Genomic DNA, 18,175 nt, shown 5'->3' on the forward strand with positions numbered 1-18,175 from the left:
ACCTTGTTTAATTATTGATTTTACTAGTTAAAGCTGCTGAATTGTACTTTATTAAATGCAGTGGTACAGTTAATTTACATAGCGAATTTATGGTTTGGTTAACGGCTGTTAATTGTCTTAAAATCTGCACAAAAGAGATACAGGACGGGAATTAGCTATAGCAGCACAGAAACAAATGCTTGATTGTGTCGCTACTATAAACAATCATTTTCTTTTTGTCGTATATATCACCAATAAAGCTTTATGTATTATTACTTCAAGCAGCGGGGAGTCACAAAACAGCGTAACTATCCGTTTGTATTATTTAAATTAGTAAAACTAAAATATTCAATTGAGGGTTAAAATGAAGAAGTTAATTGTAATTACCGGAGCAAGTTCAGGTATTGGTGCGGCTATCGCAAAACGTTTCAGCAAAGAAGGGCATCCGCTTCTGCTGCTGGCGCGCCGTATTGACAAATTAGAAGCACTGCAGCTGCCGGATATGTTGTGTGAAAAAGTAGATGTCACCGATAAAAAGAGTTTCGAAGCTGCGATTAAAAAAGCTGAAGCAGTTTACGGCCCAGCTGACTGCCTGGTTAATAACGCAGGTAAAATGTTATTAGGTCAAATTGATACGCAGGACTCGTCTGAGTGGAAAAGTATGTTTGATGTTAATGTAATCGGACTTTTGAATGGTCTGCAGGCTGTGCTGGCTCCCATGAAAGAGCGTAACTGCGGTACTGTTATTAATATCAGCTCTATTGCCGGTCGTAAAACATTTGCAAATCATGCAGCATATTGCGGCACAAAGTTTGCCGTACATGCTATTTCTGAAAATGTAAGGGAAGAAGTTGCAGATTCAAATGTGCGGGTAACTACCATTGCTCCTGGAGCAGTGGAAACTGAACTGCTTTCACATACCACTTCGACAGAAATTAAAGAGGGTTATGATTCATGGAAAGACTCCATGGGCGGAGTACTGAAAGCGGATGATATTGCCCGTTCAGTGCTATTTGCTTATCAGCAGCCGCAGGGGGTTTGTATTCGTGAAATCGTTGTTGGTCCGACACGTCAGCAGCCGTAATCAATGACTTGTTTGTTTTAACAGGTTAAAAAAAATCAGCCCTGAATAGTAATTTCAGGGCTGATTTAGCGCACACTTTTGCTTTTTTGGTTTATTCACTTTGACCCTCCCTGGCCAACTGTAAACTAAATGTTGTTAAGTTTACTGCGCTGTTTGAGCCTGCTGCTGTGCTTTAACACTTTTAGCAACTAAAGGATATGCAGCTATTACAATTACTGCCTGAAGAAGCATCACTGTTGTCATTGCTACTAAACCGTAACCACTGATAAATGCCGATACCAGGCCGCTTGCAATAACACAAAGCATCATCTGTAAAAAGTTCATTAACCCCGAAGCAGACGCGCTGTTTTCTTTAAAGTCAGATAAAGCACTGTTAGCAACAATCGGATAAATTGCACCATTTGCCGCCGCCATAAAGCACATTAGAACCAGAAAGGGGATGATCGAGGTGCTGGTAAAATTTATTGCCACAATAAACATAAGCAGAACACTGACAGTAAACAGCTTTAATAACCACGGAAGTATTACTGCTGATTCATGTTTATTTAATAAAACGCGGCAGGTATAACCACCAACAATAAATGCAATGGTTTGCGGTACGTAACTAAGACCAATATCTGCGCCTGAGTAACCCATGCTGGTCATTACAAAAGGTGAACCGGTCAGCCAGGCAAAAAAAGCGGCTGAGCAGGCTGCATAAATCAGCATATTGCCGGTGAATTTTTTTGAATGCAGAATAGTTTTGTACGACTGAAAAACATTTAATGGTTTTGCTGGTGCTGACAACTGCTCTTTTTGAACTGGTGCTGCAGGCTTAGGCATTTTAAAGTCAATAAAGCTGCTGCGCAGGATCAGCACTGCACCAATTGCAACTAATGAATAGAAAATAGACTGCCACCCGAACTGTGCTTCTAATACAGCTCCGAGTAATGGAGCTAAAGCAGGCGATAATGCTACCAGCGGCATTACGGTTGCAAATACACGCTGTGATGTTTTTGAATCATATTTTTCGATGACAAATGATTGCCAAATTATTGTGGACCCGCAGGCGCCGACTGCCTGAATAAAACGGCCGAATAACAGCACTTCGATACTGCTGGAAAAAGCACAAATAATGGTGCCGATACTGAAAACTATCAAGCTTGCGCATAATACTAGTTTTTTACCGAAACGATTTGCTAATGGCCCGTAAACCAGCTGTCCGCCTGCCATTCCGAACAGAAATATAGTTAATGACCAGCCTATTAAGCGCTCACTGGTTTGTAAATCCTGACGAATAATATCAAAAGCAGGCAGATACATATCTGTTGCTAAAAAACCCAGCATACTAAGTCCAGCCAGCCAGATATACGGAATTGCAATTTTTTCTTTTGTCATTGTTACCTCTGAAATAATGAATTTTCATCAGTTTATTCTTGCTATTTAGTATTGTGAAACGGTATATTTTCACTATTCCTTTCAAAATAATTGATGCGTATGTTTTCCAATCAAGATCTTGTTGTTATTGATACAGTCGCCCGCCGAGGCAGCTTTTCAGCGGCCGCTGACGAGCTGCATAAAGTGCCCAGCGCCATAAGTTACACGGTTAAATCCATCGAAAATAAATTAAATGTGGTTCTTTTTAAACGCCTGCACCGTAAAGTAAAACTTACCCCTGCAGGTGATTATTTTGTAGAGCAGGCGCGGCTGCTGTTAAAGCAGATGGATGATATAAAATTTCAAACCCAGCGGGTTGCTAACGGATGGCAGAGCAGCGTATCAATTGCGCTGGATAATGTGGTACGTGAAGCCAGCGTGAATCAGCTGGTAAGGGATTTTTATGATGAATTTCCCGATGTTGAGCTGCTGCTTACCATGGAGGTATTTAACGGAGTATGGGATGCACTGGCTGACGGCCGAGCGGATATTGCTATTGGTGCAACAGCTTCAGTACCGATTGCCGGAAATATATCTTATCGCGCCATGGGCTCTCTTTCATGGGATTTTGTGGTAAGCGCAGATCATGAATTAGCCGGGCACAGTGGTCCGCTTAAGGAAAGTGAGCTTATCCATTACCCGTGTATCTGTTTAGATGATAGTTCACGCAAACTGCCGAAACGAACTACCTGGCTTCTGGATAATCAGAGACGTCTGGTTGTACCTAACTGGCACAGTGCTGAACAGTGTTTTATAGCCGGTCTAGGGATCGGTATTATGCCGTCGCACCGCTCAAGACCTCTGGTGGAAAAAGGAGTGCTGATTCAGCGCACACTGCAGAAACCGCATCCCAACAGTCCCTGCTGTCTAGCCTGGAATAATGACAGCTTAAATCCCGCAGTTATCTGGTTATTAAATTACCTGGGTGACAGTGAAAAACTGCATGCTGAATGGCTTTGTTAGTGTTTTATTGTTGATATCTTTGTGGGTATTCTAAGCTCCTGCGCTGACTAATTTCAGCTGCCCAGTGATAAAATTCTTTCACGCAGTCTTAATGCGCAGTCGGCAGCGTTAGCCTGACAGACAAATAAGCCTATCTGCTCATAACCGCCCATCTTCTGGGTTTGAGCAAGAAACTCAAAATATAAGCCGCAGCCGGGTCCGTTATTGACTATCATATTGTAGGCAGGCTGGATGTCCATATCCTGCATAAGCCCGATAATTGTCTGTATGGACTCCTGAATGGCAAGGGTAACCTGCTGTTTTTCTACCACAGTTAACTGATGCAGGTAACGTTTTCTGCTGTCTTTTACCATCAGCATCATATCCAGAGGACGCTTCATAAAGTAGGGCACAATTAATATTACCTCTCCATAATCCTTGACAATTAAGTTAGCTGGATTTTCATCCTGCATAAACTGGCTGAAGCTTTTGTCGTGGCGTTTACGAAAGCGTAAATTATTAAAAAAGCGCTGCGGTAAAATATTACTGTAGGCGATCTGCTGGTGGCCGTGGGTTAATGATGCGCCGGCCGCCGCCCCGTAGTTTTTTATAATAGAAACATAGCCGCTGACCAGCTGCTGTTCCATTTTTGTGATTGAGCGGGACATAAAACTGGTTGTCTGGCAGAGTAAAATTTTTTCTAGTGTTGCCAGCTGTTCAAAGCTTATTAATGCATCTGCAAAGGGCAGATTATGCCAGTCCTTATCATGAATCGATGAGGTCCATTGTAAAAGATGAAATCCGTAAGAGGCACGGCCTTTATGCTCTAAATCCTGATGCAGAAAATAATCAGCTTCCTCCTGAGGAAGTTCTTTAATGGGGTGAAAAATGGGATAAATGTTTTTATTAATAAAGGTAAACCCCTCACTCTGTTCAGCAATATCGAGGATCTCGGAGCTGCTGCCGCTGCAGATGGGGCAGTTGTCGGACTCTTTAGTCCGGGGCGGTTTGTCAACTGTAGTATGAATCCGTTTAGCGCGGGAAGAGTTATAAACCACTAGATTACCATTGCGCGGATCAATCTGGCAGATACCGTCGGGTGAATATTTATTAAGCAGTTCATCATTATTAATATTGTTTAATATTTCGGCAAAGTCTAACTTGCCTATATCACAGCTGAGCATCAGTTTTTTTGCATCTTCCAGTTTCAGCTGCTGTTTCATATAAACCATCCCTGACTTGTTCCTATTTATTTTCAGTATAGGTAACAAAATATTATTTCAATGCTTGTGGATTTTTTAGCCGCTGCAGCGTTATAAATAATATATCTACTGTGATGCTTTGCAGTAGATAATGCTGAGATTACCTGCACTTAGATGGGTGGTCATTGTAATATTATATATACATCAATTTTTTAATTATATTGAAGTCGGCTTAGCAAAAGTTTCAATTAGTTATAAGCTGTTAAAGGGGCTGTTGGAAAATCAGTCTCCCTGCTACTAATACATACAGAGGATGTAACTATGAAAGTATCCATCAAAGTTGTTTTAATATCTTCCTTGGTGCTGGTTTTAGCGATTAGTTCACTGTCGTTTTTCCAGTATAGGGAAATAAAAAGCACCTTGCAGAATCAGTCCAGCGGTGCAATAGAGGAGTCTAGTGATGCGTTGGCACAGCAGATAACCTACTGGCTGAATGGTAAATTAGAAATCATAGATCTGATGGCGCAGGTGATTGACTCCGATTTTAGCGGGGCTAATATACAGAAAACTTTCGACAGCCCGCTGCTTAAGCAGAACTTCTTACTTATATTCGGCGGACTGCACACTGACGGTATACGAATTACTAATGATCCCAGCTGGCAGCCGGAAGGCTGGGACGCAAGAAAACGTCCCTGGTACGATGTTGCTAAAAATGCAAACCAGGCGATGATCACTGAACCCTATGCCGATGCGGTAACTAAAGATATTTTAATTTCTGTTGTAGCTAATTTATCCGATAAGGGCCGCTTTAAAGGTGCTTTCGGCGGTGATCTTAGTCTAAAAACAGTATCCGATGCTTTGAATACTCTTACTTTTAATGACGCTGGTTATGCTTTTTTGTTAACTAAGAACGGCAATATTATCAGCCATCCCGATAGTGAAAATAACGGTAAAAACTATTCACAGCTGTTTGACGGTCAGTCGGTGGCAATGGATAAAAAGGTCAGGGAAATTGAAGTTGACGGTCAGTCTATGTGGGTTAGTTTTACACCGCTTAAAGGACTGCGCGGCATGGACTGGTATATCGGTGTTGTAGTTGATGCTGATATTGTGATGGCCGAGGCTGATGCAATGGGCTGGCGCTCATTTATTGGTGTAGTGATCAGTGTCGCTATCGGCTTTTTTGTTCTTGGTACCCTGATGCAGACAATTTTAAAACCGATTACTTTGTTGAGTGAGTCATTAGTTGAGATTAACAGCGGTAATGGCGATTTAACCAAACGCCTGCCGATTATATCCAAGGATGAATTCGGAGATGTAGCGATTCAGTTTAATATCTTTGTGGAAAATCTTCAGGGCATTGTTTCTAAAGTCAAAAATCTTGCTTCACAGATAGGAGGCAGCACAGTTCAGGTTAGTGATGAATCGGAAAAAGCTTCCCATGAGCTGCAGCAGCAGTTAACTGAGCTGGATCAGCTGGCCACTGCTATGAATGAGATGGCGTCAAGTGCAGTTGAGGTAGCAAAAAATGCCCAGGTAGCGGCTGAGGCCGCCGGTACCGCCGATGTAGAAACAGGTAACGGCGTAATGGTTGTTTCCGGTGCAACGGACTCGATGAACCAGCTGGCGGCTCAGATGGAAGGTGCGGTTGACTCGGTGGTTGAGCTTGCCAATTTCAGCAATAACATTGAATCTATATTATCTGTTATTACAGGTATTGCCGATCAGACTAATCTGCTGGCGTTAAATGCAGCCATTGAAGCAGCCAGGGCGGGTGAATCTGGCCGAGGTTTTGCGGTTGTTGCAGACGAAGTTCGCTCATTAGCTTCGCGTACACAGGAATCAACCAGTGAAATAAGATCCATGATTGAGCAGCTGCAGACCGGGGTACGGCAGTCGGAGGAAATTATTAAACAGAGCCGCGAAGCAGCTATAAGTACGGCGGAAGAGGCCGGCAAAGCAAATGAAATGCTGGCAACAATTCAGTCCGCTATTGTGCAGATTAATGATATGAATCTGCAGATAGCAGCCGCTGCCGAGGAGCAGTCAGCAACTTCAGAAGAGATTAATCGTAATACTACGAATATCAGAGATATCACTCAAGATGTTAGCAATGGAGCACACGAGCAGGTGAAACATGCTGAGCTGATGCGTGATCAGGTTGGTGAACAGGATGACCAGTTAAATAACTTTAAGGTTTAAACTGTTTATTACAAAGTAAAATAAAAAGCCCGCGGGATACTGTTCCGCGGGCTTTATTTTTACAGTTTACTGTCGAGGGGGTTAAGCTTCTGAGCTGCCGGCGGCTTTTTATCCGTAAGTTTAATCTGCGCCAGCATTACCCCGGAAATAACCATAATGCCGCCGAGAAGATGGTACGACTGCAGTTTTTCACCAAGAAACAGTGCCGCTAATGAGGCCGCTACCACAGGCAGCAGATTCATAAACATGGCACTAGACTCTGCACCGATTAAATCAATGGCTTTAACCCACATCCAGGGAGCAATAATTGAAGCGCCGACAGCTGCATAAGCGATTAACGGCAGTGATTCAGCTGTTGGTAAAAGTGACTGACTGGTTAACCATAACGGACAGAGCATAACCACTGAAAACAGTCCCTGCATATAGATAAGCTGCCAGCTGCTCAGCGGCATTTTCCAGCGTTTTAGCAGTACACAGTATGTAGCATAAACAGTCGCAGCTATGACCATCAGAGCGTCACCCTGGGTAATAGACTGGTCGAACATAAACAGAAGATCACCGCTGCCGAGCATATAAGCCAAGCCGATAATAGAAATAACTGCGCCGATAATGCTCAGTGTGGAAAGACGCTTTCCAAGCAGCGGTACGGCAATAAAAATACTCAGCAGCGGCACCAGTGCTGTAATCAGTGACATATTAGTTGCAGTGGTAGTCAAACCCGCGTAATAACCTAGTGACTGGTTTAATACCATGCCCAGCAAACCTAAGAAAGCCAGCTTGGCAAGGTAAGGGCGGATAGTTTTACGTGCTTTAATAACCGCAGGTAAACAAAACGGAGTTAAAATCAGCATGGCAAAAAACCATCTGAAAAAGCTCATGGCGCTGGGCTCTATAAGCGAAACTGAGGTGACATTGACGATTGAGTTGCCACCCCAGATAATAACGGTGAACAGCGGAAGTAGATAATTCATGGGCTTAGTGTCTGTTAAGAATAATGATGCAAATAGTGTGGCAGGTCTGTATGGTTATATATATCTCTATTCAGACATAAAATCTCATTAGGAAGACAATATGTTAAGCATGCGTAATATTCAGCCGGCTCTGCAGTTAAAAGACCTTCCGGCTGCACAATTTCTTCTTTTTGATGCTTTCCGTTCAAATACAGAAACACGCCCGCATTCGCATCCCTGGGGACAGTTACAGATCGTCAGCGGCGGTTTACTGGAACTGCAGGCGCAGGGCAAACGTTTTTTATCACCGCCCAATCTGGCCATCTGGGTACCACCCGGCATTATGCACCAGAGTTATAACCGTAAACCTATTGATTACTGTTCGGTAAATATAGTTCCTGAGCTTGCAGAGCATTTACCTGATCACGTGTGTTTATTAGCGGTAACTGCCATTATTGAAGCGCTGATTTCTGACTTGCGGGCCAGAGATATTCGTACTGCGCATAGTCTGGCTGACAAACGTCTGTTTAAGGTGCTGCTGGATCAGCTGGCTATAACGGAGCAGATTGAACATTTTTTACCGGTTAGTAATCATAAATTACTCGCACCTGTGTTAAAGGCGCTAGAGCTTAACCCTGCCGATGAAACGCCTCTGCATGTCTGGGCGAAACGCGTACACAGTACAGAAAGAACGCTGGCGCGGCACTGTCAGAATGAGCTGGGCATGAACTTTACCGAGTGGCGTTTAAGAATGCGTTATATTTATTCTCTAGAGCTGCTGAGAAGCGGCAGGTCGGTAAAAGATACTGCTTTTACACTCGGTTATAATCAGGCCAGCCCGTTTATTACCATGTTTAAAAGATATGCTGAGTGCACACCGGAGCAGTATAAACTCAAGCATGCCATATAATTATTTAATAAGGGAATAAGTGAGATCAATACCGCGGCTGCTGATCCGGCTAGACGAAAAATAGAAACAGTTTTTTGTAAAAAAAACAAATGTTTCTTCAGCCCTGCTCTAGTTGATATTTGTTTTCAATAACACTTTGCCATGTCAGCGGCTGAGTAAAATAGAAACCTTGTACTATATCGCAGCCGAGGTTTCTGACATGTTTAAACTCATCCTGAGTTTCAATGCCCTCAACAATAACCTCTAACTGATAAACTTTGGCAAGCTCAAAGATAATATCCAGGGTAGGTTTTTTACCTGCAGGAGTTTTATTAAGGTTTTTAATAAAAGAACGGTCAATCTTAAGTGTATCGAGCGGATAGTTATTTAACTGACTAAATGACGTATAGCCTGTGCCGAAATCATCAAGCGTAACTTTTACACCCAGTGATTTCAGCTGCGTCAGACTTGCCACCGCCTTTTTGTCGTCGGGCATCAGGCATGTTTCAGTTATTTCAAGCTCCAGCTGTTTCGGATTGATCTTGTGTTTATTTATCAGCATCTGTAAGTGTTTGTACAGCCGATTATTTTTTAAGGAGCGCGAAGATATATTGACGGAGATAAAACCGCAAAAATCATTCGTTAAAACCATCTCGGCCAGTCTGGCTAGTGCATTTTCTGCAACCCACATATCAATTTTTATTATCAGATCGGTTTTTTCAGCGATAGGTATAAAGATATCCGGGCCAATATTTTCTTTACTTAGAGCCGGGCACCTTAATAATAACTCGTAACCCTGCAGTTTTAGGTTGGCAGCTGAGTAGGCGGGCATAAAGACAAAAAACAATTCATTTTTTGCCAGTGCATTTGTTATCTCTTTTTCAATTTTTTTCTCATGATCTATTTCAGCTTCAATTTCCGGCGAAAAAACTTTATAGGTATTTTTGCCGTCTCTTTTAGCCATATACATTGCCGAGTCGGCTTGATTGAGCAGCGTCTCACCCGAGTCGCTGTTATCATTTGAATAAGCGATGCCGATACTGGCATGGACGTCATATACATTGTTATCAATAACAAAACCATTGTTGAATAAAGCACAAATTCTTTTGGCAATATTCTCAATTACCTCCAGTGTCGGCAGACCATCGATAAGAATAACAAACTCGTCCCCGCCGAGTCTGGCTATGCTGTTAATCGTGTCGGCAGTGATAAATTTATCCTGACTTCTTAAGGTCTTTTTTAATCTCTGACTAAATGCGATCAGCAGCTGATCGCCGGTTTCATGGCCGAAGGTATCATTAACATGTTTAAAATTATCTAAATCAATAAAAAATAGAGCGAGATAGTGTTTTTGAGCAGTAGTGCGGTTATCTATTAGTAATAATTTTTTATTAAAACTGCCTCGGTTAGACAGTCCGGTCAACGCATCATTGCTGGCAAGATTATTAATTTTATTAATAAATGAAATATAACTTTCATTAAGATCGGCAACCTCGTCCTTTGTAGATAAAGGTTTAAGCTTTATATCATCAGATAATTCAACCTGCTTAATACTTTTAGCAAGATTAGTGATTGGTAATATTATCTGTTTGTCAATCATCATCAGTAGAATAAAAGAGCAGGTTACAATAAGCATTATATTAAGAACAGAGAGCTTTAAAATAATACTCCATAAAATATCGTCAAAGTAGCGCTCATCGAGAATAAATTTCACCTCAAAAAGTTCAGTTTCGAAGGTACTTTCATAAAGACCGTTGTTATTGTTTATTAACGGGGTGCCGGAAACAGAAATATTATTGGTCACGCTGTTTTTGTCGGTAAACGTAAAGCTCATATAGTCTTTATGTTCACTGATAATGCGCTGTATCTCTTCTTTTACAAAATCCACATTAATTTCACTCTGTATAAGATAGAGCTCGTCATTTTTGTTATAAGTAGGTTTTGAAGTGAGATAAAAGGGTGAGAATATTTCAATAATATTCATGGATGAAAACTTCTGTTCACTGTCTGTTTCAATAAAATAATAATACTGAAACAATTTGTCACTATCTGGCTCTGTAACTGCCGCTTTATCGATTATTTTCTCTGTTTGTTTTTTTAATTCTGCTTGTGCAAAGGGATCCCTAGTATTAACGTAAAATAAAACCTCTTTATCAAATCCGAAAATAGTAAAATCATTAACTATATTGGTGGTGTTATTTGAGTCATTCTGTTTATCAACAAAGCGTTTAAGAAGCTGGGTGATGTAGGGAGCCGCCATCTCTTTTCCCTGCTTAATTACATCAAAGATAAGAAATGCCTCTTTGCTGTCTATCTTTTGTCTTATAAAACTTTTCGTGTAGGCCAGGTGGTATTGGCTCATTAACTTTAGATTCTGCAGGCGGTCATCAAGTGATAACAATTTGTTGGCGATTATCTGATCTTTATAGACATTATAATAAACGGCAGTACTCATAGTAAAAACCAAGGCGATAACCGGTATTAGAATGTAACGTATTTTTTTTCTAAGCTGCATAAGCCCTTCATTCCCTGGTGCTGAGCATAGATACAATTCTATTACGAAGCACAACTTGTTCCCTGCTCAGTAAACGATAGTGATAACTGCGCAGCAGCACACTTTTATCCGGGGATATTTCTGTGTCGTTTTTATATTCTGCACTGGCTTTTTCCAGTGCGCTTTGGCTGGTGGTGGAAAACCACATATCCTGTGCATTCATGTAAGCAATTTCCGGCTCATTAATAAACTCAAGAAATGCTTTAGTCCCCTGCAGAACCGGTTTACCGGCAGGTGCTACAAAACAGTCTACAAAAAACAGGGTACCTTCCTTCGGCACTATATACTGCCAGTCCTGTTGTCCGGTAAAGTCTTTGAGGTTCTGTAAATCACCGGCATAGAGAGCCGCCATAGTAAGTTTGGAGCGGCTGCCGTGCTCTGTGACATAAGCAACCGGGTGTCCGTATGCAAGCAGATATTGTGACTGGCTGCTTAATAGAGAATAAGCAGACTTTAATTCCTGTTTATCACTGGTGAAAGGATTTAGACCTCTGGCAAGCAGGGCAATTGCAACGGTATCTATATCGTTTTTGAGCATCATTGTACTGCCTCTGTGCTCCTGCGGCGGCTGCAGGAGATCATTCCATGAATCGATTTTTTTGGGGGATATGGAGGTGCGGTAGGCTATGCCCATTGTACCTTTGGCAAAGGGCACGCCGCTGCCGCCGCAGGAAGCCCGCGATTTTTTGGAGTTATGATCCATGTTTTTTAAAGATAAAGCAGATAAGGGGGCGAACAAGCCTAATTTTGTATAACTGACGGTATTGGCATTATCGACAAGAATCAGATCATATTTTCCGGCTTGTTCATTAACCAGAATAGCATCTCGAGCAACCTCGTCATCATATAGATACTGTTTGACCGTATGCCCGGTTCGTTCGTTGAAAATACGCACTACCTGATCGGAAATATAATGATCCCATATATAAATTTTGACTTCCTGGGCATATAAAGGCGCAACTAAAATAGCGGAGAATAATGCTAACAGCATATATTTCATAAAAGCTCCCTGCTTAAATTTCGGCTGGTAATCTTCTCTTGACCTGTTTACTGACTAAAGGAAGTTACACGGTTAATAATTAATTCTGATATATCTGTTAATAATAGTGCTGATTTCATTTATTTGGATAATAAATTTCACCTGACTGGCGCTTAATAAGCTAACAGATAATTAAATTTTTCAATATGTTATCTCTGTCCGTATTTTTTGTGCCGCGGCTTATAGGCAGGAATCATAAAGATGACCGATTTTATGGTTTGTTGTTAAAGCTTCAAGCTAAAGGCGCAGCATAGGCGCCTTTAGCTTGTCTGCTTTATCAGCCGATAACTATCTGGCCGAGAACGTAACCAAGACAACAGGCGCTGCTTACGCCGATTATACCAACTGACATAAATGAGTGGTTGAAATACCATTTACCTATTTTAGTGGTACCGGAAGAATCAAAGTTCACCGTTGCAATATCTGACGGATAATTCGGAATGAAGAAATATCCGTAGACCGCCGGCATTAATCCGATAAGTAAAGCAGGATCTAAACCTAATCCTAATCCGACAGGAAGCATCATACGGGCTGTGGCCGCCTGTGAATTAACCACCACGGAAACAATAAACAGCGCTAGAGCAAAAGTCCACGGGTGATCTGTCACCATGCCGATGATCCCGGATTGAAACTGCGGCATTGCATACTGGAAATAAGTATCGGACATCCAGGCTATACCGAAAATAGCAATAGCCGCTACCATGCCGGATTTAAAAACAACACCGTTGGGTACGTCTCTAGGGTGGGTATCGGTTGCTAATAAAATTACCCCGCCAAATGCCAGCATCATCATCTGGATAATGACAGACATACTGATCGGCTTGCCGCCTTCAGTTATGGTCCTGATTTCCGGTACCATGGCAATAAATACAATCATCGCAATTGCGCTTAAAAATATCAGTACGGAGTTTCGCGCAGAAGTAGGCAGCTTTTCATCTAAAGAGGTGGAGGTGGTATTTAATATTTTTTCACGCCACACAGGATCTTCTAAGCGGGCCTGATAATCCGGATCATCATCTAATTCCTTACCGCGTTTTAAGCTGTATAGCGACATTAACAGGGTGCCGAACAGAGTTGCAGGTACGGTCACCATTAGTATTGAAAGTAGTGTAATATCAGCCTGAATATCAACCAGTTGTGCTAAGTAATAGACTACAGCCGCTGAAATAGGAGAAGCGGTAATAGCTATTTGTGATGCGACCGAGGAAGCCGCCATAGGCCTTTCCGGGCGTATACCGTTTTTTAATGCGACATCACCGATGATCGGCATAATGGAGTAAACCGCATGGCCGGTTCCGAGCATAAAGGTCATAGTATAGGTTACAAAAGGTGCAATCAGGGTGACACGTTTAGGATTTTTACGCAGGATCCGCTCGGCAACCTGAAGCATATACTTTAGACCTCCGGCGGCTTCCAGAATCGAAGCACAGGTAACTACGGCTAAAATAATCAGCATAACGGTTACAGGAGGGGAGGTCGGCGGCATCTTGAAGATAAAGACTTCAATAACCAGACCTATGCCGGAGATAACCCCTAAACCGATTCCGCCATAGCGGGAACCGATATAGAGCATTACTAACAGAAATAAAAACTCAAGATACAGCATAATAATCCTTATAAATAGTGATGGTTAAGCTATTGTCCATCTGTTTGTAAAACAATGATTAAAGGTAATTCACATAATTTGCACAGAATAAAAACAATCTCTATTTATTAGAACAGGACCACATTTTTAGGCTGTAAAGTTCATGTAAGGTTATGATTTTGTTAAATAATTGTGTGGTGTACGGGGGCGGGGGATAATAGTCTTTGTCCAGTAGAGATGGATTGCTACTTGTAATAGTAGCTGTAAATCGGCATTTTAATTTACAGATGCATAACTATTTGCCGAACCATTTGATTCTTATCTGCTCAAGTCTTCCATTTTTACGCAGACGTTTTTTGCCCTGATCAAAAGCGCTTAAAAATTCCTTACCTTTGGGGTTGCTTTTAAGTGCTGCCAGATACTCAGAAGTGGAGCCGAAAGCATCGAGCTTTCTGTATTTATCATGCCAGTTCTGCCGCTGCAGAATATAATCCCAGTTAAATTCATAACCGGCAAATCCGTCAATACGCCCGGCATTTAACATTTTAAATCCCTGTAGAATTGTCAAAACATCATATTTATTGACAGCAGATGCCTGCCGCCATGCATTACCATAGCTAAAACCTTTTTTGACTCCGATAGTCAGTCCGTTTAATGACTGTAAACCCCGCCACTGTATGGGGTCATCTGCTCTGACATAAACAATGTAGTCGGCATGATTAACCGATTCCAGGGAATAAGTAAATATCTTGAGGCGTTTGCTGTTTTTACCCGTCGGAAAAACGATATCAGCTTTGTTATTTTTAACATTAGCAACAGCTCTTGCCCATGGTCTGATTGACAAGTGGACTACATATCCCATTTCATGAAAGCTTTCCCTTAATATATCCCAGCTGTAACCGCTGAACCCGAGTGCATCCTGACCGGGAACTATGACCTGATTGATTTCATAGTCCCCGCTGGTCATACAAAAAGGCGCGTAATCATGTAAAGTTACAATTTTAACTATTTTCGGGGCCGCATAAGTAAGCGGTATGCCCGCTGATAAAATGATCGCTATACACAAAGCTCTGCAGTACATAGCATCTCCTGATTATTCTTGTTGAAAACTGAGTACGCCGTCTTTGAGAAAATAATAATCTGTATAATGATATTTCTTTAAATAGTATTGCAGCCAGCGTACCTGGCGTCCGGTTGCATCCATAATATATAGTGTTTTATCTTTTAGTCGGCCTTGTTTTATCTGCTTATACATTTTTGCAATCGTAATTGAGCGCTGGTGTCTAACGGCTGTAACTGTAATATTTGTACGTTGAACAATGTCTCGAATATCAATTAAATAATTGCTTTGACTAGATTTAATAAAACTTTCTGAGCTAAGCAGATGAGCCTGGAATTCAGCTTCTGAGATAATGTCCTGCGGTGCTGCCGGGTTTTTCCCCAGTAGTACAGTAAACTGCGGATAAGCCTTCAGCCAGTCGATAATACCGGTATCAAAAACCCGGCTGCTGATTTTGTAATCAAGTAATAACCTGCCCGCCTGATAACTTTTCTGACATTGATGGCCGTTACAGTAGACAACCAGCTGTTTATCTGGAAATTGTGCAGTTAATTTTTTTATTCTGTTTAGAAATCCTCGGTTGGATAAGGGGATATTGATTGCCCCCTGGATGTGCACGGTATCAAATTCTAAAGGTGTTCGGACATCAATTAGTATACTGCGGCTAAGCTCTTCTCTAAGGTCTGCAATGCTGATATAAGAGAGTTCTGGGAATGTATTTCGATCCGGAAAATGAATATTAGTTTCTGCGCTGCAAAAAACTGCCAATAAGGCGCTGCAGAGTAAGAACACTGCCGATAATTTTTTACTCATAGTGCCTCCTTTTTATTAATGTAGACGATATCCGTTAGTGAAGCTAAATAATTATCACTATTACAGGGCTTAATATATCTAAATTGCTGTTGATTTGTTAAAAAACATGTATTTGCTGTATTAAAGTGCACCGCTTAGTCTCAAACCCACTGTTTCCGGTATTTATCGGCCAGTCTACGCGGCTGATTACTATATTTTTTCTCCTGTTTATTATTAAAATTGTTGATTTTTTACAGTAATTACAGGGGGCGGGGTTAGCAGTTAATGATTATTTATGCGATGTTATTTATCTGAGCCGATGAGGAGTATAAAAGATGGATCTTGAACAGCAGCGCCAGCAGCAGCAGAAGTTATTTGCAGAAAGCGGGCGAAATATTGAAATAGGGGATCTGAAAGGGTTTCCGCTGACACTAGCGCAGTTAAAAGCAACCAGCAGTGTTTCTGATTATGTTGTTGAATCGTTTAATTCCGGCCTGACCGCGGTAGTACATCATCTGCAGTTCGCCGATCAGCACTGGACGCTAAAGTTAAAAAGACCGGTTAGTCTGGTGAATAATATCGACGGGCAGACCTCTTTTCTTAACGAAGTACAGCGCCGCCGGGATTTGACTCTTCTGAAGCAAAGCGAACCGTCGGCATTTAAACATATAATCGATACGCAGTTTGCATCATTTACAGAGGGTATTATTCTCTCCCCGTGGATAAACGGGGAGCCGCCGCTGATTTTCAGTCAAAGGTTATTTGAACAGATTTTCTCCTGCATCGTAAATCTGGAATTAAATGGTTTATTTGAATGGGATTTTTGTCCGGGTAATATTTTAGTAGATACTGATAATGAAATTAAACTGTTTGATTTTGGTTATATGTATCAGTTTGATCCGCAGAAACACTTTAACAGTAACGGCCGGGCAACGCCTTTATTTCACGGCATTGAACGTTTTGAAACGCGTTTCTTTTTTGATTATTTAATGAAGAATCCGCTTAATCTTAGCGAATCGGATTTGTTTGAATTATACCGGTTGGAAAAGCAGTGTGCGCTGCCGGCTTATCAGCTTAAACTACAGAGACTGCGTGATGCGGGGGCGGAGGCAAGTGTTATCTCACGTCAGTATGTTATTAATCAAAGCTGGGAAAAAGCGCTGGCCAGCGAAAGTGCTTTAACAGAGCTGTATTTAGTGGAAAGTTACCGCTCTAATGTGCTGGATCTGCTTGATGATCTGCATGGTCAGTCATGCAGTCCTTACACAATTAAAAAAGCGGATCTTATTTTAGGCTTTATCAGTAGTAATTTTGCCCGGCTTCAGAAGGGCGATGCATTTTTCTTTGGTGACGAGAAATTAACCCGGGATGAACTGATCATTAAATATACGCTGCTGCGTAAAGATGCTCAGCGCTTTCAACTGAATATTTGCTAAGAGAAATACTCGGTGTCTTTTATCGCCTGCACAAAAAGTAAAACTTGCAGGCAATATCATTTATTAATTCTTATTTTAATGACAATTTTGTGTGAATTTGTTCGCTTATTGTGCTTAAAATCAATCTAAAGCGCCGTTGTGTTTGTCGTTGCTCCTTTACTCGTATACCATACGCGTTTTTTATCCTATTCGTTTTATTTTTCTGAGGTTATATGTCGTTGAGTTCAAAACATTGTGTCGTTATCGCTATTGCTGGGGCTTCAGCATCGGGTAAAAGTCTTATCGCAAATACGATATTTGAGGAGTTATGTCATGAACTTGGCACGGACCAGATCGGCATTGTTTCTGAAGATGCATATTATCGCGACCAGAGCCACTTAACTTTAGATGTACGTATGCAGACCAATTATGATCACCCTAAAGCATTTGACCATGGGCTTTTATGTGATCATTTGAAAGCGTTGAAAAACAACGAGTCAGTAGATATTCCTGTTTATAGTTATACAGAGCATACCCGTATGCAGGAAAGCAATGTATTAACGCCTAAAAAGGTTATTATACTTGAAGGTATATTACTGCTGACTGATCCTGCTGTTAGAGAGCAGATTGATGCCAGTATCTTTATTGATACGCCGCTGGATATTTGTTTAATGCGCCGTTTAGCGCGAGATATTGCCGAACGCGGTAGAACCATGGAAAATGTAATAGCACAGTATACAGCAACGGTTCGTCCGATGTTCCTGCAGTTTATTGAACCTTCTAAGCAATATGCCGATATCATTATTCCCCGCGGCGGAAAAAACCGTATTGCAACGGATATTTTAAAGACTCGTATTAAATACCTTTTAAACGATTAACACTACAGTAGCCTCAGGATTCGAGTTTTGTTTTAAAACACTAAACCTAACTTGTGCTGCTCAGAACACTATTTCCGGCCACCGCGCTCTCAGCATTGCAGTGCCGGAATACTCTTCATCATATTTCACCGCAGTTACTCTTACTATTCGCGAATGTATTCATAAGAACTTAAACTGGCCGATTTTGA

At 41.5% G+C, this 18,175-nt stretch carries 14 protein-coding genes; 6 read left to right on the forward strand and 8 right to left on the reverse strand.

Annotated features, from left to right (window positions below):
- Window positions 1-343 precede the first annotated feature (343 nt).
- Window positions 344-1,063, forward strand: coding sequence for an SDR family oxidoreductase (locus G337_RS0120340; protein WP_028865465.1), 720 nt, complete (start codon window positions 344-346; stop codon window positions 1,061-1,063).
- Window positions 1,064-1,204: 141 nt separating this feature from the next.
- On the opposite strand, the gene punC is transcribed toward G337_RS0120340, so the two are convergent.
- Window positions 1,205-2,440, reverse strand: coding sequence for a purine nucleoside transporter PunC (gene punC / locus G337_RS0120345; RefSeq protein ID WP_028865466.1), 1,236 nt, complete (start codon window positions 2,438-2,440; stop codon window positions 1,205-1,207).
- A gap of 99 nt (window positions 2,441-2,539) precedes the next feature.
- On the opposite strand from punC, the gene punR reads away from it, so the two are divergent.
- Window positions 2,540-3,442, forward strand: coding sequence for a DNA-binding transcriptional activator PunR (gene punR, locus G337_RS0120350; RefSeq protein ID WP_028865467.1), 903 nt, complete (start codon window positions 2,540-2,542; stop codon window positions 3,440-3,442).
- A gap of 53 nt (window positions 3,443-3,495) precedes the next feature.
- Here punR and G337_RS0120355 read toward each other — a convergent pair whose 3' ends face one another.
- The gene (locus G337_RS0120355) at window positions 3,496-4,644 is read right to left on the reverse strand and encodes an HIT family protein (RefSeq protein WP_028865468.1); all 1,149 of its coding nucleotides are present in this window, start codon (window positions 4,642-4,644) and stop codon (window positions 3,496-3,498) included.
- 300 nt (window positions 4,645-4,944) lie between these two features.
- On the opposite strand from G337_RS0120355, the gene G337_RS0120360 reads away from it, so the two are divergent.
- Window positions 4,945-6,825, forward strand: a complete 1,881-nt coding sequence (locus tag G337_RS0120360; protein ID WP_028865469.1) for a methyl-accepting chemotaxis protein — start codon at window positions 4,945-4,947, stop codon at window positions 6,823-6,825.
- A 59-nt stretch (window positions 6,826-6,884) separates the two neighbouring features.
- Here G337_RS0120360 and G337_RS0120365 read toward each other — a convergent pair whose 3' ends face one another.
- Window positions 6,885-7,796: a DMT family transporter gene (locus G337_RS0120365; RefSeq protein WP_028865470.1), complete on the reverse strand. Its 912-nt coding sequence runs from the start codon at window positions 7,794-7,796 to the stop codon at window positions 6,885-6,887.
- A 100-nt stretch (window positions 7,797-7,896) separates the two neighbouring features.
- On the opposite strand from G337_RS0120365, the gene G337_RS0120370 reads away from it, so the two are divergent.
- A complete protein-coding gene (locus G337_RS0120370) occupies window positions 7,897-8,685 on the forward strand; it encodes an AraC family transcriptional regulator (RefSeq protein ID WP_028865471.1) in 789 nt (262 codons plus the stop codon).
- A 97-nt stretch (window positions 8,686-8,782) separates the two neighbouring features.
- Here the strand turns inward: G337_RS0120370 and G337_RS0120375 are convergent, their stop codons facing one another.
- The 5 genes from G337_RS0120375 to G337_RS0120395 all read right to left on the reverse strand — a co-directional run bounded on the left by G337_RS0120375 (window position 8,783) and on the right by G337_RS0120395 (window position 15,715).
- Entirely contained in the window at window positions 8,783-11,179 is a 2,397-nt protein-coding gene (locus G337_RS0120375) for a putative bifunctional diguanylate cyclase/phosphodiesterase (protein ID WP_028865472.1), read from the reverse strand.
- Window positions 11,180-11,186: 7 nt separating this feature from the next.
- Complete coding sequence (locus tag G337_RS0120380) at window positions 11,187-12,218, reverse strand: polyamine ABC transporter substrate-binding protein (RefSeq protein ID WP_028865473.1); 1,032 nt, start codon at window positions 12,216-12,218, stop codon at window positions 11,187-11,189.
- A gap of 316 nt (window positions 12,219-12,534) precedes the next feature.
- Window positions 12,535-13,863: an anaerobic C4-dicarboxylate transporter gene (locus G337_RS0120385; protein WP_028865474.1), complete on the reverse strand. Its 1,329-nt coding sequence runs from the start codon at window positions 13,861-13,863 to the stop codon at window positions 12,535-12,537.
- 274 nt (window positions 13,864-14,137) lie between these two features.
- On the reverse strand, window positions 14,138-14,923 hold the full coding sequence (locus G337_RS0120390) for a substrate-binding periplasmic protein (RefSeq protein ID WP_028865475.1): 786 nt from the start codon (window positions 14,921-14,923) through the stop codon (window positions 14,138-14,140).
- A gap of 12 nt (window positions 14,924-14,935) precedes the next feature.
- Window positions 14,936-15,715, reverse strand: a complete 780-nt coding sequence (locus G337_RS0120395) for a rhodanese-like domain-containing protein (RefSeq protein WP_028865476.1) — start codon at window positions 15,713-15,715, stop codon at window positions 14,936-14,938.
- A 314-nt stretch (window positions 15,716-16,029) separates the two neighbouring features.
- Here G337_RS0120395 and G337_RS0120400 point away from each other — a divergent pair, with 314 nt between their 5' ends.
- Window positions 16,030-17,130, forward strand: a complete 1,101-nt coding sequence (locus tag G337_RS0120400; protein WP_028865477.1) for a protein kinase family protein — start codon at window positions 16,030-16,032, stop codon at window positions 17,128-17,130.
- Window positions 17,131-17,348: 218 nt separating this feature from the next.
- The gene (gene udk, locus G337_RS0120405; protein WP_028865478.1) at window positions 17,349-17,987 is read left to right on the forward strand and encodes a uridine kinase; all 639 of its coding nucleotides are present in this window, start codon (window positions 17,349-17,351) and stop codon (window positions 17,985-17,987) included.
- Window positions 17,988-18,175 lie beyond the last annotated feature (188 nt).

The organism is Psychromonas aquimarina ATCC BAA-1526 (assembly GCF_000428725.1).
GTDB lineage: Bacteria > Pseudomonadota > Gammaproteobacteria > Enterobacterales > Psychromonadaceae > Psychromonas > Psychromonas aquimarina.

Coding starts and splice junctions, on each gene's coding strand:
- G337_RS0120395 (WP_028865476.1), bottom strand. CDS start 15,715: ATGAGTAAAAAATTATCGGCAGTGTTCTTACTCTGCAGCGCCTTATTG.
- G337_RS0120385 (WP_028865474.1), bottom strand. CDS start 13,863: ATGCTGTATCTTGAGTTTTTATTTCTGTTAGTAATGCTCTATATCGGT.
- G337_RS0120355 (WP_028865468.1), bottom strand. CDS start 4,644: ATGAAACAGCAGCTGAAACTGGAAGATGCAAAAAAACTGATGCTCAGC.
- G337_RS0120370 (WP_028865471.1), top strand. CDS start 7,897: ATGTTAAGCATGCGTAATATTCAGCCGGCTCTGCAGTTAAAAGACCTT.
- G337_RS0120390 (WP_028865475.1), bottom strand. CDS start 14,923: ATGTACTGCAGAGCTTTGTGTATAGCGATCATTTTATCAGCGGGCATA.
- punR (WP_028865467.1), top strand. CDS start 2,540: ATGTTTTCCAATCAAGATCTTGTTGTTATTGATACAGTCGCCCGCCGA.
- punC (WP_028865466.1), bottom strand. CDS start 2,440: ATGACAAAAGAAAAAATTGCAATTCCGTATATCTGGCTGGCTGGACTT.
- G337_RS0120375 (WP_028865472.1), bottom strand. CDS start 11,179: ATGCAGCTTAGAAAAAAAATACGTTACATTCTAATACCGGTTATCGCC.
- G337_RS0120360 (WP_028865469.1), top strand. CDS start 4,945: ATGAAAGTATCCATCAAAGTTGTTTTAATATCTTCCTTGGTGCTGGTT.
- G337_RS0120380 (WP_028865473.1), bottom strand. CDS start 12,218: ATGAAATATATGCTGTTAGCATTATTCTCCGCTATTTTAGTTGCGCCT.
- G337_RS0120400 (WP_028865477.1), top strand. CDS start 16,030: ATGGATCTTGAACAGCAGCGCCAGCAGCAGCAGAAGTTATTTGCAGAA.
- G337_RS0120365 (WP_028865470.1), bottom strand. CDS start 7,796: ATGAATTATCTACTTCCGCTGTTCACCGTTATTATCTGGGGTGGCAAC.
- G337_RS0120340 (WP_028865465.1), top strand. CDS start 344: ATGAAGAAGTTAATTGTAATTACCGGAGCAAGTTCAGGTATTGGTGCG.